The organism is Pseudoflavonifractor intestinihominis (assembly GCF_040096055.1).
GTDB classification, from domain to species: domain Bacteria; phylum Bacillota; class Clostridia; order Oscillospirales; family Oscillospiraceae; genus Pseudoflavonifractor; species Pseudoflavonifractor intestinihominis.
This window is the reverse complement of record NZ_JBBMFK010000016.1, coordinates 1-21848: the sequence shown is the minus strand read 5'-3', so window position 1 is coordinate 21848 and position 21848 is coordinate 1. Positions and strand designations below refer to the sequence as shown.

Below are 21848 nucleotides of genomic sequence, written 5' to 3'. Positions count from 1 at the left end.
GAGGGAGGAACAAAATGAGACTGCTGAATTTCGGTTCCATGAACGTGGACCACGTGTACCAGGTGGAGCACTTTGTCCGGCCGGGGGAGACCATCTCCGCCCTGAAGCTGGACTACTTCTGCGGCGGAAAGGGGCTCAACCAGTCGGTGGCCCTGGCCCGGGCCGGGGCGGAGACCTACCATGCCGGCATGCTGGGCAAGGGCAGCGAGGAGCTGGAGCAGATGCTGGTGCGCAGCGGCGTGCAGATGGACTATATGGGCGTGTCCGCCGAGATGACCGGCCACGCCGTCATCCAGGTGGACGCCTCCGGCCAGAACAATATCATTATCTACGGCGGCTCCAACCAGGCCGTCACCCCGGCGTATATCGACAGCGTGCTCTCCCACTTCGGCCCGGAGGACATGGTGCTCACCCAGAACGAGATCAGCAATATCTCCTACCTGGCCCGCAGGTGCGGGGAGCTGGGCATCCCCCTGGTGTTCAACCCCTCTCCCATCACCGAGGGACTGCTGAAGGAGTTCCCCTTTGAGAAGGTGTCCATTTTCCTCATCAACGAGGTGGAGGGTCAGGCCCTCACCGGAGAGAGCGAGCCCGGGGCCATCCTGGACGCCCTGCTCACACGCTGGCCCCACGCCCGGGTGGTGCTCACCCTGGGGCAGCGGGGCGTGGTGTACCGGGACAGGGAGCACACCTACTCCCACGGGGCCTACAGGGTGAAGGCGGTGGACACCACCGCCGCCGGGGACACCTTCACCGGCTTCTTCCTGGCCTCCCTGGCCCGGGGGGAGGACATCCCCCGCTGCCTGGAGAACGCCTCCCTGGCCTCGGCCCTGGCGGTGTCCCGGCCCGGAGCCGCCCCCTCCATCCCCACCATGGCGGAGGTGGACGCCGCCAGAGGCACCATCACCCCCTCCCCCGCGCCCTGAGCGGAAAAAAGCGCCGTCCCGGCAGGGACGGCGCTCTCGGGCGGTCGAAAAAGTCCAAGGACTTTTCCGACCGCCTTGAAAAATGCCGTTACTTTTGTACCGCTGTGCGGTACAAAAGTCCTCGCTCCGCTCTCCGCAAGCCTTGCATCACAAGGCTTGCGGGGCATTCGATCCAATTCGAGGCGGGCGGCTGCCCCCTCGAGCTCCCCCGCCCTAATCCAGCCCATCCCGTTTGAACGGAGATTTTTTCACATGCTGAAGAGCGCCGTCCCGGCAGGGACGGCGCTCTCTTTTGCGCTTTTGCGCTCAATTGGGGATGTAGGTCCTGACCCGCAGGGTGATCCCCAGGTCCATGGTCAGGCGGCGGCACCGCTCGATCTCCTCCGGGGTCTTGTCCTTGTTCACGATGGTCATGATCACGTGGGGCACGGTGTTCCGGCAGCGGGCGGCAAAGTCCAGCATGGCCTTCCAGGCGGCGGGGCCGTCCTTGGGCTGGGTGACGGCGCAGTACTCCTCCGCCGTGGAGCCGTTGAGGGAGATGGACACCGTGTCCACCCGGCCGGACAGCTCGTGGGTCACGTCCCGGCCCAGGAACAATGCCGCGTGGCCGTTGGTGTTGATGCGCACCGGGGGCAGCCGGGGGCATCTGGCCTTCAGGGCGTCGATGAGCCAGGCGATGTCGTCCCAGCGGTACATGGGCTCCCCGAAGCCGCAGAACACGATCTCCCGGTAGCTGGTCAGGTCCCGGCGGAGGAAGTCGGCCAGGGCCTCCTCCCGGGTGGGCTCGTGGTCCAGCCACAGGTCGTCGGCGTAAATGCTGCCCTTGTGGCCGTTGTGCCGCAGGCAGAACACGCAGTTGCAGTCGCAGCGGTTGGTCAGGTTGACGTACAGCCCGCCCTTGTACTCATAGGTGATGGTCTCCATATACTCCGCCTCCTGTCATGGAATGTTGAAAAATCGCTTGCCGTTTTCCGTGGTGATGCGCCCCACCTCTTCGGCGGTCAGGCCCTTAATCTGGGCGATGGCCTCCGCCATGCGGAACACGTACCGGGAGTCGTTCCGCTTGCCCCGGTAGGGCTCGGGGGCCATGTAGGGCGCGTCGGTCTCGATCATGATCCGGTCCATGGGCAGATAGTCGATGACCTCCAGGGCCCGTCGGGCGTTCTTGAAGGTGATGACCCCGGTGAAGGACACCATCCAGCCCATGATGACCAGGGTCTTGGCGTCCTCCACGCCGCCGGAGTAGCAGTGGAACACGCCCCGGGCGTTGGGGTGAGCCCGTACCATGTCCATGCTGTCCTTGTGAGCCTCCCGGTCGTGGACGATGGCGGGCAGGTCCAGCTTCTCCGCCAGGGAGAGCTGGGCGGAGAAAAAGTCCCGCTGAAGCTTCCGCCTGTCCGGGTCCTTCTCCCAGTAGTAGTCCAGGCCGATCTCCCCGATGGCCTTCACCTTGGGGTGGGCGGCCATGGACTCCACTTCCGCCAGGTCGGAGAGGCTGGCCCCCTCCAGATTCTCCGGGTGGAGGCCTACGGCGGCATACAGGTGGGGGTACCGCTCCGCCAGGGCCACCGACTGCCGGGAGCTCTCCAGGTCGCAGCCCGGGCACAGGGCCAGCTCCACCCCGGCGGCGGGCAGGGCGGCCAGGACTTGGTCCCGGTCGGCGTCAAAGGCGTCGTCATAGTAGTGGGCGTGGGTGTCGAAATACATAGTCGCGTCTCCTTGTCAGCGGGGTTTCTTGAGCATATGATATCCCTTTTTCCGGGGATTTGCAAGGCTGGCCGGGGTTGACAGGGGCCGGAGAATATGGTATCATTCCTCCCGCAAATGAATCAGGGGAATGAAGTGCTCCCCGGGGCGTGGCCCCGAACCGCGTGTGACGCTGATGACTTCTGCATTTTGTGTGATGCAGGGGTTGTCAGCTTTTTTGCTGTTTTTGCCCCTGCGGAAGGGATGGAACTGCTATGTTGACAAGTCTGGCCTATATCCTGCTCCTGGGACTGCTCCTGGGGGCTCTGGCGGGGAAGCTGCGGCTGCCTCCCCTCATCGGCATGATTGCCGCCGGCATTCTGCTGGGGCCCTCCTGCCTGAACCTGCTCTCCCCCACCCTGCTGGGCATCTCCGCCGACCTGCGGCAGCTGGCCCTCATCATCATCCTCACCCGGGCCGGCCTGTCCCTGGACGTGGCCACCCTGAAGCGGGTGGGCCGGCCGGCGGTGCTCATGTGCTTCCTGCCCGCCTGCTTTGAGATCGCCGGCATGGTGGTGCTGGCCCCCCGGCTGCTGGGGGTGAGCGTGCTGGACGCGGCCATCATGGGCGCGGTGGTGGGGGCGGTGTCCCCCGCCGTCATCGTCCCCCGGATGCTCAAGGTCACCGAGGAGGGCTACGGCACGGACAAGGGCATCCCCCAGCTGGTGTTGGCGGGGGCCAGCGTGGACGACGTGTCCGTCATCGTCATGTTTACCATGTTCACCGGCCTGGCCTCGGGCCAGGGGGCGTCCCCCCTCACCCTGGCGGGGGTGCCGGTGTCCATCGTGTCGGGGGCTCTGGTGGGCCTGGGGCTGGGGGCGGTGCTGGCCGCCTTCTTCAAAAAATTCCACATGCGGGACTCGGTAAAGGTGGTCATCCTCCTGTCCCTGGCCTTCCTGCTGGTGGCCGCTGAGGACGCCCTGGAGGGACGCTTCCCCTTCTCCGGCCTGCTGGCCGTCATGGGCATGGGGGTGGGCCTCCAGCGGTTCCGGGGTGAGGTGGCCCTCCGCCTGTCCGCCAAGTTCTCCAAGCTGTGGGTGGCCGCCGAGGTGGCCCTGTTCGTGCTGGTGGGTGCCGCGGTGGACCTGAAGTACGCCGCTGCCGCCGGTGTGGCCGCGGTGCTGGCCGTGCTGGGTGCCCTGTGCTTCCGGGCGGTGGGCGTGCTGCTGTGCGTGGCCGGGTCCGGCTTCAGCCGCAGGGAGAAGCTGTTCTGCGTCCTCAGCTACCTGCCCAAGGCCACCGTCCAGGCCGCCATCGGCGGCGTGCCCCTGGCCATGGGCCTGGGCTGCGGCCAGATCGTCCTCACCGTGGCGGTCATCGCCATCCTGGTCACCGCGCCCCTGGGCGCCCTGGCCATTGACGTGAGCTACAAGCGGCTCCTTACCAAGGCCAAGTGAGCCTGTTTTCCACAAAATAGCAGCCCCCGGCGGAAAACTCCGCCGGGGGCGTATTTTATTGCGTTCAATCTGCTTCCTTCTCGAAAATCAGCTCGATGGCCTTGGTGCCGCCGTTGCCGGTGAACTGGGTGGGGATGTAGCCCACGTACCGCCAGCCCTGGGCGGCGTACTGGTCGATGATCTCACGGTGCTGGCAGTCGCTGTTGTTGAGCCAAAAGCCGCCGCCGGTGTACAGCGGGACATATTCATAGCGGTACATGGACATCTTCCTTTCTTTTTCACATTTTGAGCGGATGATGTGGAAAACAAACCGGACGGCCCGGACGGGCCGTCCGGTGAGAGACGGAATTTTATTTGGACTGCTCGCAGCGGCTCGGGCGCTTTAGCAGAGCTTGGCGCCGGCGGGGATGGCGTCGTCCACCATAAGCAGGTGGAGCTTCTCCTCGCCGTGCTCGGTGTGGACGGCGGAGATCAGCATGCCGCAGCTCTCCTGGCCCATCATCTTGCGGGGGGGCAGGTTGATGATGGCCACCAAGGTCTTGCCCACCAGCTCTTCCGGCTTGTAGTACATGGCGATGCCGGAGAGGATCTGCCGGTCGGTGCCGGAGCCGTCGTCCAGGGTGAACTTGAGCAGCTTGGTGCTCTTCTTCACGTTCTCGCAGGCCTTCACCTTCACGGCCCGGAAGTCGCTCTTGCAGAAGGTGTCAAAGTCCACCTGCTCCTGGGCGAAGGGCTCCACCTCCACGGCGGGTAGGGCGGCCTTGCGGGCCTGGGCCTCCAGCGCCTCCAGGGCGGCCAGCTCCTTCTCCACGTCGATGCGGGGGAACAGGTTGTCGCCCCGGCTGACGGTGACGGTGGCGGACAGGGAGCCCCACTTGCCGGCGCTCTCCCAGTCGGAGCAGCAGGGGCAGGCGCCGATCTGCCGCAGGATCTCGGCGGCGGTGTCGGGCATGAAGGGGGTGAGCAGCACGGCGGAGATGCGCAGGCTCTCCAGCAGGTTGTACATCACCCGGGCCAGGCGGGGCTTGTTGGCCTCGTCCCGGGCCAGCACCCAGGGGGCGGTCTCGTCGATATACTTGTTGGCCCGGGAGACCAGCTTGAACACCTCGCTCAGGGCGTCCTGGAAGGCAAAGCGCTCCATGACCGCCTCATAGCGGTCCCGCAGGCCGGAGGCCAGGGCGATGAGGTCGTCGTCCAGGGCGTCGGCGGTCTGCTCGGCGGGCAGGGTGCCGCCGGGGAAGTACTTGCCCACCATGGACACGGTGCGGCTGAGCAGGTTGCCCAGGTCGTTGGCCAGGTCGGTGTTGATGGTGCCGATGAGGGCCTCGTTGGAGAAGTTGCCGTCGGAGCCGAAGGGGAAGGTCCGCAGCAGGAAGAACCGCAGGGCGTCCACGCCGTACCGCTCGGAGAGCAGGTAGGGGTCCACCACGTTGCCCTTGCTCTTGCTCATCTTGCCGCCGTCCAGCAGGAGCCAGCCGTGGCCGAACACCTTCTTGGGCAGGGGCAGGTTGAGGGCCATCAGGATGGCGGGCCAGATGATGGAGTGGAACCGGACGATCTCCTTGCCCACAAAGTGGACGTCGGCGGGCCAGAACTTGTCGTAGTCGTCGTACCTGTCGTTGTCGTAGCCCAGGGCGGTGATATAGTTGGTCAGGGCGTCGATCCACACGTACACCACGTGGCCCGGGTCAAAGTCCACGGGCACGCCCCAGGTGAAGCTGGTGCGGGACACACACAGGTCCTCCAGACCGGGCTTGATGAAGTTGTTGATCATCTCGTTGACCCGGCTGCGGGGCTCCAGGAAGTCGGTGTTCTCCAGCAGGTCCTGGATGCGGTCGGCGTACTTGGACAGGCGGAAGAAGTAGGCCTCCTCCTCGGCGTCCTGGACCTCACGGCCGCAGTCGGGGCACTTGCCGTCCACCAGCTGGCTCTCGGTCCAGAAGCTCTCGCAGGGCTTGCAGTACTTGCCCTTGTAGGTGCCCTTGTAGATGTCGCCCTGCTCATAGAGCTGCTTGAAGATCTTCTGCACGGCGGCCTGGTGGTAGTCGTCGGTGGTGCGGATGAAGCGGTCGTTGGAGATGTTCATCAGCTTCCACAGGTCCAGCACGCCCCGGGGGCCCTCCACGATGTTGTCCACGTACTGCTTGGGGGTCACGCCGGCCTCCTTGGCCTTGTCCTCGATCTTCTGGCCGTGCTCGTCGGTGCCGGTGAGGAACATGACGTCGTACCCGGTCAGCCGCTTGTAGCGGGCCATCACGTCGGTGGCCACGGTGCAGTAGGCGTGGCCGATGTGGAGCTTGTCCGAGGGGTAGTAGATGGGGGTGGTGATATAGAACTTTCCTTTATTGCTCATCGGGGGATACCTCCGTTTCAGAATCTTCGGTGCTGAGTTCCTCTTCGGGGCGGGACCGGCGGGCTTTGGATTCGGGCCGGGCGTCGTTGGCCAGGAGAGCCGTCACGTTGGCGGTAAGGTTGAGGATGCAGAAGCCGTAGAGCAGGACCACATAGAGCTCGTGGCCGTCGGCCAGGGTCACCAGGGAGAAGTACACCCCCAGCAGGGAGAACAGGGCGGAGCGGAACACCTTGGCCCGCTCAAAGGAGAAGCCCGCCGTGAAGTACAGCCCCAGCAGGGAGGCGATGATGGCGAACAGCTCGTAGATATAGTCCTGGCGCACCGGGTCCCCGGCCCGGACCTGGTAGGCGGCGATGAGCCAGATGCAGCCCATGTAGGCCGGGGCCAGCAGAGGGAAGCTGAACTTGCCCTTGCCCTCGCTCCGGTAGTTGTTCTTGCCGGTGGAGAGGACGCAGAAGAAGGAGATGGCGGAGAGCAGCCCCAGGATGGCCCGGGGCAGCACATTGAACAGGGGCGTGCCCTGGGCGTTGCCCGCCCGGGCGGCGGCCACGGCATCCTGGTAGGCGGCGGGGATGCCCATGTAGTTGAGCACCGCCGAGGCCAGCAGCAGGAAGGCGGAGAGCACCATGGCGGTGACGTACACCGTGTTGCCCTTGGCGGCAAAGGCGGCGTCATAGCCGCCGGCGAAGGGCCGGTGCTTGCCCCGGCACAGCAGAATGAACACCACCGCCAGCACTGCCGACCAGAGGATCAGCGCCCAGGTGGAGGGCATGTTGGGGGTGACCAGGCCGGTGTCCGCCTCAAAGGCGGTGGCCAGCTCCCAGCGGCGGAGAAACAGTCCCACAATACCCCCGCCCACCGCCAGGGACGGGAGGACAATCTCTTTTCGCATTGCGGCAAGACCTCACTCAGGAAAATAAAGATAGTAGCCAATACAGCAGTATATCACAAAAGAAGGAAATTTGCACCGTTTTTTCCGGTCGGGCTCGTGCGGGGGGCCGAAAAGCGGGCACCTTCCGCCCAGGGGGAAGGCTTGCCTCGGGCAGAGACTGAAACACGGCGCAGAGGCCCCGTGCGGCATTGAGAACGCCTCTTGAATTGCAGCAACTTACAAGTCTGGGCGGGTAACTCTGCTCGGGCCATGCAGTCACGATACGGACCAGCCGAACCGGCATAGTAACTGCTCTCAGGTTTGGCGGGTCATTGAATTTTGCCGCCGCAATCCGCATCTCCGAAAGGGGGTACCAGGGGGAAACGGGCGCGTTTGGCCCTGGAAGGGCCCTCTGCGCCTGTTGCCCCATGGCGGCTTTTGGGTACTTTTCGCCGGAGAAAAGTACCCCGCCGGAGGCCGTTCCCCTCATCCGTCTGGCCTTCGGCCAGCCACCTTCCCCCCAGGGGGAAGGCTTGGGATGCGGCGGTCATGGGAGGGCCTTCCCCTCATCCGCCCCAGTGTGCGCACTGGGGCACCTTCCCCCCCGAGGGGAAGGCTTTGATCAGCCGTTGGCGGCCATGGACTCCAGATACTCGTCGTAGGTCATCTTGCGGTCGATGAGCTTGCCGTCGTCGGTGAAGTCAAAGATGCGGTTGCACACGGTCTGGACCAGCTGGTGGTCGTGGGAGGACACCAGCACGTTGCACTTGACAGCCTCCAGGCCGTTGTTGACGGCGGCAATGGACTCCAGGTCCAGGTGGTTGGTGGGCTGGTCCAGCAGCAGCACGTTGGCGCCGGAGAGCATCATCCGGGAGAGCATGCAGCGCACCTTCTCGCCGCCGGAGAGCACCTTCACGGGCTTGTACACGTCGTCGCCGGAGAAGAGCATCCGGCCCAGGAAGCCCCGGAGATAGGCCTCGTGGGGGTCGGAGGAGTACTGCCGCAGCCACTCCACCAGGTTGTCGTCGCAGTCCTTGAAGAACTCGGTGTTGTCCTTGGGGAAGTAGGAGAAGGTGGCGGTCTGGCCCCACTTTACGGTGCCCTCGTCGGGCTCCATCTCCCCCACCAGGATCTTGAACAGGGCGGTGTGGGCGTTCTCGTTGTCGCCCACGAAGGCGATCTTGTCCCCGTGGCCCACGATAAAGCTGACGTGGTCCAGCACCTTTACGCCGTCGATGGTCTTGCTGACGTCGGTGACAAAGAGGATGTCCTTGCCCACCTCGCGGTCGGGGCTGAAGGCCACCCAGGGGTAGCGGCGGGAGGAGGCGGGGATCTCCTCCAGGGTGATCTTCTCCAGCAGCTTGCGGCGGGCGGTGGCCTGCTTGCTCTTGGACTTGTTGGCGGAGAAGCGGGAGATGAACTCCTTGAGCTCCTGGGCCTTCTCCTCGTTCTTCTTGTTCTGGTTCTTCATCAGGTTCTGCATCAGCTGGGAGGCATCGTACCAGAAGTCGTAGTTGCCCACGTACATCTTGATCTTGTTGTAGTCGATGTCCACGATGTGGGTGCAGATGGTGTTGAGGAAGTGGCGGTCGTGGGACACCACGATGACGGTGCCGGGGAAGTCCAGCAGGAAGTCCTCCAGCCAGTTGATGGCGTTGATGTCCAGGTTGTTGGTGGGCTCGTCCATCATCAGGATGTCCGGGTTGCCGAACAGGGCCTGAGCCAGCAGCACCTTCACCTTCAGACGGCCGTCCACGTTCTCCATCACGTCGTAGTGCATGGACACGGGAATGCCCAGGCCCTGGAGGATGCGGGACGCGTCGGACTCGGCCTCCCAGCCTCCCAGCTCGGCGTACTCCTCCTCCAGCTCGCAGGCCTTGATGCCGTCCTCCTCGGTCATCTCCTCCTTGGCGTAGAGGGCCTCCTTCTCCTTGCCGATGTCGTACAGCCGCTGGTTGCCCATGATGACGGTGTCCATGACGGTGTACTGGTTGTAGGCGTTCTGGTCCTGCTTGAGGATGGACATGCGGGTGTTGGGCAGGATGGACACCTCGCCGCTGGTGGGCTCCAGCTCGCCGGAGAGGATCTTCAGAAAGGTGGACTTGCCCGCGCCGTTGGCGCCGATGATGCCGTAGCAGTTGCCCTTGATGAACTGCAGGTCCACATGGGAGAAAAGGGGCTGGCCGCTGTAGGCCAGGCCCAGGTCGGTAACTGTGATCATGTCGCACTCCTTGAATATAGTAGTAATATCTACACGCGGCAGACATTGTATCACATTTGCGGGAAAAAGGATAGAGAAACAGAAAGAAAAATATCCCTGCCCGGGGGAAATCCCTTGTGCAAATCCCCCTCACCCGGTATAATGGCAAAAAAGAACCCCTGGGGGACAACACGGAAAAAGAGAGGGAACACAATGGAGTGGATGGAGTATCTGCACACAGCCCTGGAGGTGGCCGTGGAGCTGGGCATCATGCTGTTCGAGTGGGTGGGCGTGGCCGTACTGGTGGTGTCCGGCGTGCTGGGCGTGGTGCACTATATCAGGCGTGACCCGGAGACCCGGCTCAAGCTGGCCCAGGGCCTGGCCATGGCCCTGGAATTCAAGCTGGGCGGCGAGATCCTGCGCACGGTGGTGGTGCGGGACCTGAGCGAGATCGCCCTGGTGGGCGCCATCATTCTGCTGCGGGCGGCCCTCACCTTCCTGATCCACTGGGAGATCAAGAACGAGGAGGCCGCTCTGCCCGAGGCGGGGCACCCGGGCCACGGGGAGAAGGACAAAAAATAACGCAAGACCGGCGGCGGGCATTTGCCCGCCGCCGGTCTTCGCACCGGGGCTCAGTTGGACAGGGTGACGGTATAGATGCCGCCCCTGGACAGGACCACGTCCGTGGAATAGGTCCAGGAGGGCGTGCCGTTCTGCGTCCGGAAGAGGAGGTAGTTGTTCCCCTTTACCACCGCGCCGTTCTGGTCGGTGACGGTGAAACGGAGCAGGATCTCCCTGGCGCCGGGCGCCAGATAGTTGATGGTAAAGTCGCAGTCGGTAAATTCCAGCGTCTGGTCGGGCGCGCGGGTGTACCGGCAGGACAGGCTGTTGATGGTGATGTCATAGGCCAGATAGCCGCTGGAGTTGTATCCGGTGAAGTTGGCGGGCAGGTCGGGCCCCACCAGCTCCACGGACAGCGCGTCCCCGCCGGCAAGGCCCACGGCGGCGGCCTGCTCCGCCGTCAGCGCGCCGCCGGCCATCAGCCGGTCCGCCAGGCGGACGCCCGCGGAAGTCTGGGCGCTCATGGCGTTCCACGCCCACACTGCGGCGGTGCCCCGGGTAAAGGCGTCAGGGCTGGACGGGTCATAGTCCGTGATGCCCAGCTGATTGGACAGGGTCCAGGGGGAATCCCACTGGAAGTCGGCCCCGTCCTCATACCCCATGGCCCGGAGCACCAGGGTCAGGTACTGGGCCGCGTCCAGGGGGTCCATGGGGCTGAAGGCGGTGTCCGAGGTGCCCTTGGTGTAGCCCCTGCCGTAGGCGTAGCCCACGTAGGATGCGGCCCAGGCGGGCACGTCCGCAAAGGGGCTCTCCCAGCCGCCTCCGGCGCCCTCCTGGTCCTCCCCCAGCAGACGCACCAGCATGACAACCCCCTCCACCCGGGTGGGGGTGCGGTCCAGGTCAAAGTTTGGGGTGCCGTCGGCGTTGTCCCCCACGCCCTGGAACAGGCCCATGGCGTGGAGCTTCTGGGCCGCGGTCAGCGCCTGCTCCACGGACAGGCGCAGGTCCTCCGGCGCCGCGTCCGCCCCCCAGGCGGGGCCGGCCAGACCCATGGCCAGAACCAGGGTGAGCAGCAGGGATATGACGCGTCTCTTCATGAAAATCATCCTTTCCGAGGCGTTTTAAACAAGGCTATATGTCTATTTTAACAGTGTGTGCATAAAAAGTAAACTGTGTATCCAGCATATTTCCCCCTGCCTTGCGGCTTCTCTGAAGGGCATGGTATAATGAAAAAAACAGCCCGGCCCCAGAGCCGCCGGAAAAGAGGAAATTTTATGGAGAGCATGTTCCGCTGTCCCCTGTGCGCCGCCCCGCTGGAGCGGCGGGACGGGGCCTACGCCTGCCCCAAGGGGCACAGCTTTGATATTTCACGGGAGGGGTATGTCCACCTGCTCCCCGCCAACCGGAAACACTCCAAGGCCCCCGGGGACGACAAGGAGATGGCCGCCGCCCGGAACCGTTTTCTCTCCGCCGGGTACTACGGCCACCTGCGGGAGACCCTGGAGCAGCTGGCCCTCCGGTACGCCGGGGACGCGCCCCGGGTGCTGGACTCGGGCTGCGGCGAGGGGTACTACACCGCCGGAATTCACGCCGCTCTGACCTCCGCCGGGCGGCAGGTGACCATGGCGGGGGTGGACATCTCCAAGTTCTGCCTGCGCTGGGCGGCCAAGCGGACAAGAGATGTGGAATTCGCTGTGGCCTCAGCCTACCACCTGCCGGTGGCCGACGGCCGGGCCGATCTGCTGGTCAACTGCTTCTCCCCCCTGGCGGCGGAGGAATTCCGGCGGGTTCTGGTGCCCGGCGGGGTGTTTCTCTATGTGGTGCCCGCCGCCGACCACCTGTGGGAGCTGAAGGAAGTGCTCTACGACAGGCCCTATTTGAACCCCGAGGAGGCCATCCCCTACCAGGGCTTTGACTACCTGGACATCGTGAAGGCCGAGCGGGTCATCACCCCCCGCGGCCAGGACCTGGCCGACCTGTTCCGCATGACCCCCTACTACTGGAAGACCCCCAAGGAGGGCGGCCAGCGGCTCTCCGCCCTGGAGGAGCTGACGGTACGGGCCAATTTCCGGGTCCACGTGTTCCGCCGCCTGTGAGCATGCCCCGGCTCCGGCGGGCATACACATTCCCAGCGGGGCCGGAGATATGACATACAGCGAGGTTTTGAAATGAATGCTGCCTTTCTCCTGATCGGAGTTGTGATCGTGATCTGTATCCTGATGGACCGCTTCCTGGAGAAGCTGCCCATCCCGCCGCTGCTGTTCTTCATCGCCCTGGGCATGTGCTTTGGGGAGAACGGCCTGCTGCGCATCCCCTTTGATGACTACGAGGCCGTCAACCTGATCTGTTCGGCCAGCCTGGTGTTCATCATGTTCTACGGCGGCTTCGGCACCAACCTGAAGGCCGCCAGGCCGGTGGCGGCCCCGGCGGTGGTGCTGTCCACCCTGGGGGTGGCCGGTACCGCCGGAGCGGTGGGTCTCTTCGCCCACTTCGCCCTCAGGCTGCCCTGGCTGGAGAGCCTGCTCATCGGCTCGGTCATCTCCTCCACCGACGCGGCCTCCGTGTTCAACATCCTCCGGTCCAAGAAGCTGGCCCTCAAGAACCACACCGACTCCCTGCTGGAGGTGGAGTCGGGCTCCAACGACCCCATGTCCTACATGCTCACCACCGTCCTCATCGCCCTCATGTCCGGGCAGCAGGTGTCCATTCCCCTGCTGCTGCTCCAGCAGCTGGCCCTGGGGGCCCTGGCCGGGGTGCTGGTGGGCCGTCTGGCGGTGTGGCTCCTGGGCAAGAACCTGTTCACCTCCCAGCAGAGCCGCACCGTGTTCCTCTTCGGCGTGGTGCTCCTGGCCTACGCCCTGCCCGCCATGTGGGGCGGCAACGGGTACCTGAGCGTGTACCTGTGCGGCATCCTGCTGGGCAACGCCAAGCTGTCCCAGAAGAAGTACCTGGTCCACTTCTTCGACGTGGTCACCGGCGTGGCCCAGGTGATCATCTTCTTCCTGCTGGGGCTGCTGGTCACCCCGGTGGAGCTGCCTCGGGTGCTGCTGCCCGCCCTGGCCGTCATGCTCTTCCTCACGGTGGTCGCCCGGCCCCTGGTCACCGGCGTGCTGCTGCTGCCCTTCCGCCCCTCGGCGGGACAGCTGGGGGTGGTGTCCTGGGCCGGACTGCGGGGCGCGGCCTCCATCGTGTTCGCCATCTCGGCGGTGCTCAGCGGCGTGGACACCACCTACAATCTCTACAACCTGGTGTTCTGCATCGTGCTGCTGTCCATGCTCATCCAGGGCACCCTGCTGCCCCGGGTGGCGGGCAGGCTGTCCATGATCGACGAGCACGGGGACGTCAGCAAGACCTTCACCGACTACCAGGAGGAGAGCGACATCAGCTTCATCAAGATCCACCTGGGACCCGGCCACCCGTGGCGGGGCAGGGCCCTGCGGGAGCTGATGCCCCTGAAGGACCTGCTGGTGGTCATGGTGGTGCGGGGCGAGCGCACCATTGTGCCCAACGGGGACACCAGGCTGGAGGAGGGGGACCTGCTGGTGCTGGCGGCCTATCCCTTTGAGGAGCGGGAGCACCTGCGGCTGAGCGAGCTGACGGTGGAGCGGGGCCACCGGCTGGCAAACCGCACCCTGGCGGACATCGCCTCCGCCCCCAACTCCCCCAAGTACCTCATTGTACTCATCCAGCGGGGGCAGGAGGCGGTGATCCCCACGGGGAGCACGGTCATCCTGCCCGGAGACGTGCTGATCCTGGCCCAGTCGGAGGGCGCCAAGCCCAGGACCCAGGCCGGAGCGGCGGAGACATAGGACGCCGGGCGGAACGCCCGGGAGATGGAAAGGAGGAACCGACCATGAAGAGAAGACCTGTTCTGCCCGTCCGTGGGGCCTGCGCCGCCGCCCTGGTGCTGGTGCTGGCGGCTGGGGCCCTGATGCTCTTCCCCGGCAGCGTCACCATGACCTTTGCCGTCGGCCCCGACCAGGTGCGCTACCGGACCTATTCCTGGTTCGACAGCATCGTGTGGGGATACGGCAACTTCCTGGTCCCTCTGGCCGGAGTGCTGGCCCTGGGCTCCCTCTCCGGCCTGGCGGCGGGGCTGGGCAGGAACGGCGCCTTTCCCGGCACGGCCTGGGGCTTCCTCATCGCCGCCGGGTGTCTGTCCTTTATCCCGCTGTGGCTGGGGCTGACCCCCGAAGGGCCCAACTGGCTGTCCATCATCATCACAGTGTGCCTGTGGGTGGCGGCGGGGCTGCTGTGGCTGGCCCGGCCGAAAGCAGACAAAACGGCATAAAAAAGGTTCCCTCCCAAGCGGGAGGGAACCTTTTTCATATTATGCGCATTGGGTAGTTAGCCCTGGAGAGAAATGGTGGAATTGTGGAGGGCATTGAACAGCTGAATAAAATCTTCCGGGCCCTCGCTGAAGTCCCGCTCTGCCCAGAATTCAAGAATACCGAGCAGCTGGGAGGCTAAAATACGGAGAAAGTAGTCGTAGACGATCCCCTGTTTCAGCGGACAGACGCTGCCGTCGGAAAAGATCTGGACCACCCGATGACTTTTGCAGTAGTCGCGGAAATAGGTTAAAAAAGCCTGCTTAAAGGTGAGATAGTTGTGCTCGGAGAGGAAAAAACGGATGTAGTGCTGGACGGAAAAGACATAGGTGCACACGTTCTGTTCCAGCTGCATTTGGCTGTCCGAGTCCAGTGCCCGGGCGGTCTGACCCGAGGGCATAGAGAGCAGCTGCAGATATTTCTGACAGAAGGTTTTGATCATGTAGTCCAGAACAGAGCGGGGATTGTCGAAATGGTAATAAAAGGTGGAGCGGTTGACCCCCGCCTCCTCGATAAGATTGGAGATAGGGACTTTTTCTGCGGGGCGCGCTGCGGCCAACCGGCAGAGGGCGTCGCAGATTTTTTGCTTTCCGGTGACTTTCAACGAAACACGCACCTCCCAACAAAAACGAGTCATCTGTTGCAGAATGGGGGGCAATTCTATTTCAGCGACAGGGAAGAAACTGCGGGTTGTATGGAGCAGGCGGCTCTGAGATAATAATGGCAGATAGCACAATAATATAGGATTTTATTATAACCTTTTAATTCGATTTGTCAACTTGGAAGGGAAACCATTCAAATAAAAAAAGGAGGAAAAACAATGAAAAAGACCGTCAGTGCACTCGTCTGCCTCGCACTCCTGCTGTTGTTGGTTGCCTGCCAGGAGCCGACGGCAGAATCCGCGCCGCCCACGTCGCCCCAACCTTCCGTCTCACAGCAGACAACGCCCGAGCCGTCCCAGGAGGACTATATTCCCTGCGCTGGCGGCTATGCCCGGGCGGAGTTCGTGCCGATGGAGGACGGCACGGAGATCTGCTGTCTGGTGGTCACCCCGGAAAAGGAGGGGCAGTTCCCCACGGTCATCACGCAGAACTGCTATCAGGCCGCCACGGATGAGTTTACCGCCGAGTATTTTGAATCCTGCGTGGCGGACAGTAGCGCCTTTGTGGAGGCAGGCTACGCCTTTGTCATGATCCAGACCAGAGGCACTGCCAACAGCCAGTATGAGAGCTTCCTGGCCTACATCCACGACACGGACGACGAACTGCAGGTAATGGACTGGATCCGCCAGCAGGATTTCTATAACGGCGAGCTCTTCTGCAACGGCATGAGCTATATGGGCTTTACCTCCATGTCCCACCTCTACGCGCCTCACGAGGATATCAAAGCGATCTCCATGCAGTGCCCGGTGAGCACCCGGTATGACGCATGGTATCAGAACGGCTTCATCAAAATTGGCCTTATGGGCTACTGGCAGGCCATGATGCACCGCCCGGCGGGCTTTGACGGCACCGCTCTGGGCAACACCATGGACATGACGCTGTTCAACACCTTCCCCTACATCAACTGGCCGGTGGAGATGTACGGCGAACAGGACGAATACTGGACCGGCATCCTCACCCACCCCGAGGATGGGGAGTGGTGGCGGACCGAGGCGGCCGGATCGTATATCTACGACGCCATTGCCGCCATTGATATCCCGGTGCTGCTGTATGAGAACTTCTACGACATCTTCTATGAGGACAGCAATGCCATCTGGAACGGCTTCTCGGAGGAGCAAAAGGCCCAGTCGGCCTTTGTGATCAGCCAGTTCGGCCACAGCTATACGGGCAGCGAGGACTGGCCGCTCAATGTGGGCGACTCCACCACGCCCAACTACAATGCCGACTACGTGGTGGATTTCTTTGACAGCGTACGGAACGGCACTGAGCCCACAAAGGTGGAGCTGGGCACAGTGACCTACTACCCTGTGGACGGCGACCAGTGGTTTACCGAGCCGGACTCCCTCACAGACGGCAGCCAGGAGCATGTGCTCTATCTCAATCAGAACACTCTGGACCAGCAGGCCGGGGAAGTGACCGCCATGACCTATACCTATGATCCCAATGACCCCGCCGTGTTCCAGGCCAGCGATGAGAACGGCGGCAACGGGACCAACGGCTACAATGGACTGGCGGCGGAAGCGGAGCCGGGCATCCGGCAGGATATCCTCACCTTCCTGGGCGCGCCGGTGGAGGAGGAGACCTATATCAAGGGGACCCTGAGCGCGCAGCTTACAGTGTCCTCGGACTGTGAGGATACCTGCTTCCTGGTCCGGATCTATGTGGTGAAGGACGGGGTAGCGTACAACCTGCGGGAGGACATTACCTCTCTGAGCTACCAGCTGGGGAGCTACACGCCGGGAGAGCAGGTCACCCTGAATTTTGAGACCGGACCGGTGGTGTGCAAGCTCAACCCCGGTGATTATCTCCGGGTGGACGTCTCCTCCTCCGCAGCCGGTATGTACTCCATCCACACCAACGTGGCGGGAAACCAGTGGGAGATCAGCGAACCCGTTGTGGCACAGAATACGGTGTATACCGGCAGCTCTCTCATCCGCTACTGCACGGAGGACCTGGGAGCTTGATAAAGAAATAAGCGAAAAAGGTTCCCTCCCTAGCGGGAGGGAACCTTTTTGCTCACTTGAACACCCAGAACTTGTTCATCAGGTAGTTGTAGAACATGGTGACGCAGGTGTTGGGGATCTTGGCGGCCAGGGGGATGAGCCCGGCGGGGATGACCGCCGCGAAGGCGGGCAGCTGGAACACGGACATGAAGATGGACAGGCCGATGGAGGAGATGATGAGGAAGCCGCAGCTGGTCACGATGTACCGGCCCACCTCCCGGCGGGTGAGGGGCTCCTTCTTCTGGAAGGTCCAGAACTTGTTCCAGATAAAGCTGTGGACATTGGCCACCACATAGGAGATGGCGTTGGAGATATAGGGGCCGGCCACAATGGTGGCCCCCAGCAGCACCAGGGTGGGGCCGTCCTTGATGACGAACCGGTTGAGCAGGTAGAACACCACAAAGTCCACCAGGGTGTTGAGCACGCCGATGAAACCGAATTTGATAAACCGCTTTAGGTCAAAGACCTCAATGAGATGGAGGATTTTTTCTTTCATGGACTCACCTTAGTCTCCGGCGGCGGTCAGGCTGCCGGTTCCGTTTTCTTCCCGGGCCACGGCCAGGACGGCCCCGCCCGCTGTGTGGATTTCGTAGACGCCCTCCCCGGCGGGGACGGCCATCACCGACTGGACGGTGCCCGTCTTGTGGTCGTACCACAGCAGGGCGCCGAATTCGGTCAGGCTGCCGGCGTAGTGCCCGCCCATGGGCACGGGGGTGGCGGCGGGGAACGCGGGGTCGTCGGCGGCCCAGGACAGCAGGCCCGCCAGGGCCCAGGTGCTCTCGGTGGCGCCGTGGATGTGCTCGTGGTAGAGGAAGTTCTGTTCGCTCAGGTAGTTGGGCTCCAGGTTGAGCACGGCGATGGTGTCCTCGTCCCCCACCACAGCGGAGGTGACCGCCCGGGCCACCCGCTGGTCGGCCAGGGTGGTGGCGCGGTAGTCGTGAATCTCGCTGACCGCCGCCACGGAGAACACCGCTGCGCACACCGCGCACACCGCGCCGGTGACAATGCCCCGGGCGGAGCACTTGGTCAGCAGCATGCTCCACACCGCGTCGATAAACAGGGCCATGCCGCAGAAGGAGAACACCGTGTTGCGCAGGGCCACCGACGGACTGGACAGCACGAAGAACAGCGTCACCGGCGCCAGGGCCATGAGGAAGCCCACCAGCAGCGCCCAGGGCCTGGGCAGGGCGGCCTCGCCGGCGGGGCGCTCCGCGGTGAAGCGGCGGGCGAGCAGGAACAGGGCCGCGCACAGCACCACCAGCACCACCACCCACAGGGGGCTGAAGTCGGCCAGGATGCACTGGATGCCCCGGCGGAAGCCCCGGAACAGGGTCTTGTACCCGCCGACAAGGAAGGACTCGCCGGTCTGCCCGGCGGCGGAGAGGAACACCTTGTCCCACCCCTCCTGCCAGGGCAGGGTCAGCTTCAGGCGGCTGCCCAGCTGGCCGGTGGAGGTGGAGAAGTAGCCGGTAAAGGCGAAGTAGATGCCCGCGTTGACAAAGGTGAGCAGGGCAAAGAGGCTCTTCTTATGATTGCCCCGGAAGAACTCGATGATACCCACCAGCAGCACCCCGGTCACCGACAGCACCAGGCCCTGCTCGTAGAAGCAGAAGGAGATGAACTGGGCGATGAAATAGAGGGACAGCCAGCGGGCCCTGCCTGTCCGGCACCACTTCTGGAACAGGTACATGGCCAGGGCCACGAAGAACAGGGAGGGCACCACCCGGTTGGACGCGGAGATCCAGTAGGTGCCCTCCACGCCCAGGGGCAGCAGGGCGTAGATCACCAGGAACACATACCCGGTGCCGAAATACTCCCCCCACACCCGGCGGAACAGGCAGGCCGAGGCGGCGTACATGGCGGAGAGGAGGGCCACCGCGGCCATGAGGAAGGGCCAGAAATGAGACCAGAAGAAGTAGTCCATCACCGAGGCCAGGGGCCGGGAGGACAGCAGCCCCATGTCCAGGATGACCGCCTTGGCGGAGTAGTAGGCGGACTGGTTGTGGAGCTGGATGTAGTCGTCCAGCTGGGGGTAGTAGGTGAAGCCGTAGTAGCAGAAGCGGAGCAGCACCAGGGCGAAGATCAGGGCAAAGACCAGCCAGGGCCGCTCCTTGTGGAACAGGCGGCCCCTCATGTATGGGCCACCAGCCGCCGGATGCGGAAGATATCCCGGAACATGCGGACGCTGTCCCGGAGGATGTTCACCTTGGATTCCCGGTGGTTCACCACGTGGACCGCCTCCTGGGCCACCCGCAGGCCCAGCTTCCGGGCCCGGAGGAGCACCTCAAAGTCAAAGGCGAAGCCGTCGGTGGAGCAGCGGGAGAAGATGGCCTGGGCGGCGTCGTGCCGGTAGCCCTTGATACCGCACTGGGTGTCGTAGGGCAGGCCGGAGAAGAGCCGCACCAGCAGGCCGAACACCTTGGAGGTCAGCAGGCGGATGGGGGGATAGCCCTGGTAGCCCAGAGCGTCCAGCCGCCGGGAGCCGATGCACAGGTCCGCCCCCGCCGCCAGCTTGTCCAGCATGTCGGGGATGTTCTCCAGGCCGTAGGCCAGGTCGGCGTCGGTGCAGAACACATAGTCCCCTTTCGCCTCCAGCATGCCCGTCCGGACGGCCTTGCCCTTGCCGCCGTTGGGGTGGTAGCCGGTCAGGCGGACGTGGCCGTCCTCAAAGGGACGCACCAGGTCGGCCATGTTGTCGGTGCTGCCGTCGTCCACAATGAGCAGCTCGTAGTCCGGGTCCATCTCCGCCAGACGGGCGGTGACGGTGCGGAGGGTGGCCTCAATGATGCTGCTCTCATTATAGGCGGGGATTACCAGTGAAAGCTTCAATCTCCCGCGCCTCCTTCCAGTTTTTACACAATATTTTTACACTATAGCAGAGTAACATTGTATCCGCTCATTTCCGGAATGTCAAGGAACACACGCGCCAATATCCGTTGCATATTTCTCCGGTATATGCTACACTATTGACCGAATACCGGAGAAAAAACAGAATTTCTCTGTTGATTTAGGGTCGCGCCCCCCGGGCCGGGCGGGCGTTGGGGCTGAAAGGGTTCTTTTCGCCTTGTGGGGACCTTGAATCAGTGCGGAAAGAAAGGAATATCAGCATGGAAATCAACGGCGAACAGGTAAATGAAATTGTCAATTACGCGGACCTGGGCCTCTCGGCCGAGGTCATGAAGGCCATCGACAAGAAGGGCTATGTCCGGGCCACCCCGGTCCAGGCGGGCGCCATCCCCTACTTCATGGAGTGGAAGGACGTCATCGCCAAGGCCCCTACCGGCACGGGCAAGACCTTTGCCTTCGGCATCCCCATGGTGGAGCACATCGACCCGGAGAGCGACGCGGTCCAGGCCCTGGTGCTGGCCCCCACCCGTGAGTTGGCCCTCCAGATTCAGGACGAGCTGCGGGACCTGTGTGAATTTAAGGAGGGTGTGCGCTCGGTGTGCCTCTACGGCGGCGCCCCCATTGAGAAGCAGATTACCACCCTGAAAAAGCACCCCCAGATTGTGGTGGCCACCCCCGGCCGCCTCATGGACCACATGAAGCGGCGCACGGTGAAGCTGGACAAGGTGGAGACCGTGGTGCTGGACGAGGCCGACCGGATGCTGGACATGGGCTTCATCCACGACGTGACCCGGATTCTGGACCAGATCAAGTCCCGGAAGAACCTGGGCCTCTTCTCCGCCACCATCTCCCGTGAGGTGATGGACATCTCCTGGGTGTACCAGCGGGACCCGGTGGAGATTGTGGTGCGGCCTGACGAGGAAAACAAGCCGGACATCCAGCAGTACCGCATCGACCTGGAGGGCCGGGGGGACAAGCTGGAGACCATGGTGGCCCTGCTGGAGCACGGCGGATACGAGCGGGCCATCGCTTTCTGCAACACCAAGAACATGACCGACCGGCTCTCCGGTCTGCTCCAGATGCGGGGCATCTCCGCCCAGGCCATCCACGGGGACATCCAGCAGCGCATCCGGGAGAAGACCCTCCAGACCTTCCGGGAGGGCAAACTGCGGGTGCTGGTGGCCACCGACGTGGCCGCCCGGGGCCTGGACATCGACGACGTGGACGTGGTGTTCAACTACGACGTGCCCGACGAGATCGAGTACTACATCCACCGCATCGGCCGCACCGGCCGGGCCAAGCGCCACGGCGTGGCCTACACCCTGGTGGTGGGCATCACCGAGCAGATGAAGATGGAGCAGATCGCCAAGAACACCCGTGCGGACATCACCGTCCTCAAGTATGACAAGGACGGCTGCCTGGTGCCCGCCGACGGCAGCCCCGTCCAGGATCCCAGGAAGTAACAGACAGAAAGAGCCCGGCGCGAAGCAGTTCGCGCCGGGCCGTTTGACTTGCCTACGGGGAGAGCATCACAATTTTGAAGCAGGTTTCAAATGTTGTTACAGGCTCGTAATACACAAGACTACGCGCGGTGACCCGGATGGGTTGCCCTGCCTTCAGCTCCACGCCTTCGGTCAGGTCCAGCTTCCGACCGTCCTCGTCCGTTACTCTGGTGTCTTGCCTGATGCAGAGCCTCTGTTCTTCTCCGTCCTCCCTCAGGATAGAAAGGTACTCCAGATTCTCATCCACCAGAAGGAGCGTATCCTCCTTTACCACGGCGTCAAAGGTGACGGCCTCAAACCAGCCCGGAGGGAGCAAAAACGTGGTGGCGGCGGATACCAGCAGCAGGATAACCACGGCGAGGAGTACAAGTAGTTCCTTGCTACGAAAATAAGTAGCGAGGGCGTGAACCTTGACAAACAGGCTTTCAACGCCTCATGAAAAACCATCGCAG

Annotated in this window: 20 protein-coding genes and 1 riboswitch; of the genes, 8 read left to right on the top strand and 12 right to left on the bottom strand. The window is 63.4% G+C overall.

Annotated elements, in window-relative coordinates:
• Window positions 1-14: 14 nt before the first annotated feature.
• Entirely contained in the window at window positions 15-926 is a 912-nt protein-coding gene (locus tag WMO64_RS10515; RefSeq protein WP_349231944.1) for a ribokinase, read from the top strand.
• Between the two features lie 306 nt (window positions 927-1232).
• On the opposite strand, the gene WMO64_RS10510 is transcribed toward WMO64_RS10515, so the two are convergent.
• Both WMO64_RS10510 and WMO64_RS10505 read right to left on the bottom strand, forming a co-directional pair.
• A complete protein-coding gene (locus WMO64_RS10510) occupies window positions 1233-1850 on the bottom strand; it encodes a TatD family nuclease-associated radical SAM protein (protein WP_294518370.1) in 618 nt (205 codons plus the stop codon).
• 15 nt (window positions 1851-1865) lie between these two features.
• Window positions 1866-2633 carry a TatD family hydrolase gene (locus tag WMO64_RS10505; RefSeq protein ID WP_294518368.1) on the bottom strand — a complete coding sequence of 256 codons (768 nt, stop codon included), beginning with the start codon at window positions 2631-2633 and terminating at the stop codon, window positions 1866-1868.
• Window positions 2634-2750: 117 nt separating this feature from the next.
• Window positions 2751-2825: riboswitch (Fluoride riboswitch) on the top strand.
• Window positions 2826-2887: 62 nt separating this feature from the next.
• Here WMO64_RS10505 and WMO64_RS10500 point away from each other — a divergent pair.
• The gene (locus WMO64_RS10500) at window positions 2888-4069 is read left to right on the top strand and encodes a cation:proton antiporter (RefSeq protein ID WP_349231943.1); all 1182 of its coding nucleotides are present in this window, start codon (window positions 2888-2890) and stop codon (window positions 4067-4069) included.
• Between the two features lie 64 nt (window positions 4070-4133).
• Here WMO64_RS10500 and WMO64_RS10495 read toward each other — a convergent pair whose 3' ends face one another.
• From WMO64_RS10495 to WMO64_RS10480, 4 genes are all read right to left on the bottom strand, one after another.
• Window positions 4134-4328 carry a DUF4177 domain-containing protein gene (locus tag WMO64_RS10495; RefSeq protein ID WP_349231942.1) on the bottom strand — a complete coding sequence of 65 codons (195 nt, stop codon included), beginning with the start codon at window positions 4326-4328 and terminating at the stop codon, window positions 4134-4136.
• A 123-nt stretch (window positions 4329-4451) separates the two neighbouring features.
• Entirely contained in the window at window positions 4452-6422 is a 1971-nt protein-coding gene (gene metG, locus WMO64_RS10490; protein WP_349231941.1) for a methionine--tRNA ligase, read from the bottom strand.
• Window positions 6412-7314: a hypothetical protein gene (locus WMO64_RS10485; RefSeq protein ID WP_349231940.1), complete on the bottom strand. Its 903-nt coding sequence runs from the start codon at window positions 7312-7314 to the stop codon at window positions 6412-6414. Before WMO64_RS10485 ends, metG begins: the two co-directional genes overlap by 11 nt.
• A gap of 601 nt (window positions 7315-7915) precedes the next feature.
• The gene (locus tag WMO64_RS10480) at window positions 7916-9514 is read right to left on the bottom strand and encodes an ABC-F family ATP-binding cassette domain-containing protein (RefSeq protein ID WP_349231939.1); all 1599 of its coding nucleotides are present in this window, start codon (window positions 9512-9514) and stop codon (window positions 7916-7918) included.
• Between the two features lie 201 nt (window positions 9515-9715).
• Between WMO64_RS10480 and WMO64_RS10475 the strand changes: the two genes are divergently transcribed.
• Window positions 9716-10075 (top strand): DUF1622 domain-containing protein, encoded by a 360-nt coding sequence (locus tag WMO64_RS10475; RefSeq protein ID WP_294521461.1) that lies wholly within the window; start codon window positions 9716-9718, stop codon window positions 10073-10075.
• 50 nt (window positions 10076-10125) lie between these two features.
• On the opposite strand, the gene WMO64_RS10470 is transcribed toward WMO64_RS10475, so the two are convergent.
• The gene (locus tag WMO64_RS10470; protein WP_349231938.1) at window positions 10126-11151 is read right to left on the bottom strand and encodes an S-layer homology domain-containing protein; all 1026 of its coding nucleotides are present in this window, start codon (window positions 11149-11151) and stop codon (window positions 10126-10128) included.
• 177 nt (window positions 11152-11328) lie between these two features.
• Between WMO64_RS10470 and WMO64_RS10465 the strand changes: the two genes are divergently transcribed.
• The 3 genes from WMO64_RS10465 to WMO64_RS10455 all read left to right on the top strand — a co-directional run bounded on the left by WMO64_RS10465 (window position 11329) and on the right by WMO64_RS10455 (window position 14345).
• Window positions 11329-12150 carry a putative RNA methyltransferase gene (locus WMO64_RS10465; protein ID WP_349231937.1) on the top strand — a complete coding sequence of 274 codons (822 nt, stop codon included), beginning with the start codon at window positions 11329-11331 and terminating at the stop codon, window positions 12148-12150.
• A gap of 72 nt (window positions 12151-12222) precedes the next feature.
• Window positions 12223-13863, top strand: coding sequence for a potassium/proton antiporter (locus WMO64_RS10460; protein WP_349231936.1), 1641 nt, complete (start codon window positions 12223-12225; stop codon window positions 13861-13863).
• A gap of 44 nt (window positions 13864-13907) precedes the next feature.
• Window positions 13908-14345 carry a hypothetical protein gene (locus WMO64_RS10455; RefSeq protein ID WP_349231935.1) on the top strand — a complete coding sequence of 146 codons (438 nt, stop codon included), beginning with the start codon at window positions 13908-13910 and terminating at the stop codon, window positions 14343-14345.
• 56 nt (window positions 14346-14401) lie between these two features.
• Here the strand turns inward: WMO64_RS10455 and WMO64_RS10450 are convergent, their stop codons facing one another.
• Window positions 14402-14986 carry a TetR family transcriptional regulator gene (locus tag WMO64_RS10450; protein ID WP_349231934.1) on the bottom strand — a complete coding sequence of 195 codons (585 nt, stop codon included), beginning with the start codon at window positions 14984-14986 and terminating at the stop codon, window positions 14402-14404.
• 216 nt (window positions 14987-15202) lie between these two features.
• Here WMO64_RS10450 and WMO64_RS10445 point away from each other — a divergent pair, with 216 nt between their 5' ends.
• On the top strand, window positions 15203-17008 hold the full coding sequence (locus tag WMO64_RS10445; RefSeq protein ID WP_294521441.1) for a CocE/NonD family hydrolase: 1806 nt from the start codon (window positions 15203-15205) through the stop codon (window positions 17006-17008).
• A 52-nt stretch (window positions 17009-17060) separates the two neighbouring features.
• Here the strand turns inward: WMO64_RS10445 and WMO64_RS10440 are convergent, their stop codons facing one another.
• The 3 genes from WMO64_RS10440 to WMO64_RS10430 are packed head-to-tail and all read right to left on the bottom strand — an operon-like array spanning window position 17061 to window position 19876.
• On the bottom strand, window positions 17061-17543 hold the full coding sequence (locus tag WMO64_RS10440; protein WP_349231933.1) for a GtrA family protein: 483 nt from the start codon (window positions 17541-17543) through the stop codon (window positions 17061-17063).
• A 9-nt stretch (window positions 17544-17552) separates the two neighbouring features.
• Complete coding sequence (locus WMO64_RS10435; RefSeq protein WP_349231932.1) at window positions 17553-19181, bottom strand: hypothetical protein; 1629 nt, start codon at window positions 19179-19181, stop codon at window positions 17553-17555.
• A complete protein-coding gene (locus tag WMO64_RS10430) occupies window positions 19178-19876 on the bottom strand; it encodes a glycosyltransferase (RefSeq protein ID WP_294521434.1) in 699 nt (232 codons plus the stop codon). Before WMO64_RS10430 ends, WMO64_RS10435 begins: the two co-directional genes overlap by 4 nt.
• Window positions 19877-20154: 278 nt before the next feature.
• Between WMO64_RS10430 and WMO64_RS10425 the strand changes: the two genes are divergently transcribed.
• Entirely contained in the window at window positions 20155-21357 is a 1203-nt protein-coding gene (locus tag WMO64_RS10425) for a DEAD/DEAH box helicase (RefSeq protein WP_349231931.1), read from the top strand.
• Between the two features lie 52 nt (window positions 21358-21409).
• On the opposite strand, the gene WMO64_RS10420 is transcribed toward WMO64_RS10425, so the two are convergent.
• The gene (locus WMO64_RS10420) at window positions 21410-21751 is read right to left on the bottom strand and encodes a hypothetical protein (RefSeq protein WP_349231930.1); all 342 of its coding nucleotides are present in this window, start codon (window positions 21749-21751) and stop codon (window positions 21410-21412) included.
• Window positions 21752-21848: the final 97 nt, after the last annotated feature.

Excerpts from the sequence above, each read along its gene's own strand:
- WMO64_RS10515 (WP_349231944.1), top strand. The coding sequence starts at position 15 with ATGAGACTGCTGAATTTCGGTTCCATGAACGTGGACCACGTGTACCAG.
- WMO64_RS10510 (WP_294518370.1), bottom strand. The coding sequence starts at position 1,850 with ATGGAGACCATCACCTATGAGTACAAGGGCGGGCTGTACGTCAACCTG.
- WMO64_RS10505 (WP_294518368.1), bottom strand. The coding sequence starts at position 2,633 with ATGTATTTCGACACCCACGCCCACTACTATGACGACGCCTTTGACGCC.
- WMO64_RS10500 (WP_349231943.1), top strand. The coding sequence starts at position 2,888 with ATGTTGACAAGTCTGGCCTATATCCTGCTCCTGGGACTGCTCCTGGGG.
- WMO64_RS10495 (WP_349231942.1), bottom strand. The coding sequence starts at position 4,328 with ATGTACCGCTATGAATATGTCCCGCTGTACACCGGCGGCGGCTTTTGG.
- metG (WP_349231941.1), bottom strand. The coding sequence starts at position 6,422 with ATGAGCAATAAAGGAAAGTTCTATATCACCACCCCCATCTACTACCCC.
- WMO64_RS10485 (WP_349231940.1), bottom strand. The coding sequence starts at position 7,314 with ATGCGAAAAGAGATTGTCCTCCCGTCCCTGGCGGTGGGCGGGGGTATT.
- WMO64_RS10480 (WP_349231939.1), bottom strand. The coding sequence starts at position 9,514 with ATGATCACAGTTACCGACCTGGGCCTGGCCTACAGCGGCCAGCCCCTT.
- WMO64_RS10475 (WP_294521461.1), top strand. The coding sequence starts at position 9,716 with ATGGAGTATCTGCACACAGCCCTGGAGGTGGCCGTGGAGCTGGGCATC.
- WMO64_RS10470 (WP_349231938.1), bottom strand. The coding sequence starts at position 11,151 with ATGAAGAGACGCGTCATATCCCTGCTGCTCACCCTGGTTCTGGCCATG.
- WMO64_RS10465 (WP_349231937.1), top strand. The coding sequence starts at position 11,329 with ATGGAGAGCATGTTCCGCTGTCCCCTGTGCGCCGCCCCGCTGGAGCGG.
- WMO64_RS10460 (WP_349231936.1), top strand. The coding sequence starts at position 12,223 with ATGAATGCTGCCTTTCTCCTGATCGGAGTTGTGATCGTGATCTGTATC.
- WMO64_RS10455 (WP_349231935.1), top strand. The coding sequence starts at position 13,908 with ATGAAGAGAAGACCTGTTCTGCCCGTCCGTGGGGCCTGCGCCGCCGCC.
- WMO64_RS10445 (WP_294521441.1), top strand. The coding sequence starts at position 15,203 with ATGAAAAAGACCGTCAGTGCACTCGTCTGCCTCGCACTCCTGCTGTTG.
- WMO64_RS10440 (WP_349231933.1), bottom strand. The coding sequence starts at position 17,543 with ATGAAAGAAAAAATCCTCCATCTCATTGAGGTCTTTGACCTAAAGCGG.
- WMO64_RS10435 (WP_349231932.1), bottom strand. The coding sequence starts at position 19,181 with ATGAGGGGCCGCCTGTTCCACAAGGAGCGGCCCTGGCTGGTCTTTGCC.
- WMO64_RS10425 (WP_349231931.1), top strand. The coding sequence starts at position 20,155 with ATGGAAATCAACGGCGAACAGGTAAATGAAATTGTCAATTACGCGGAC.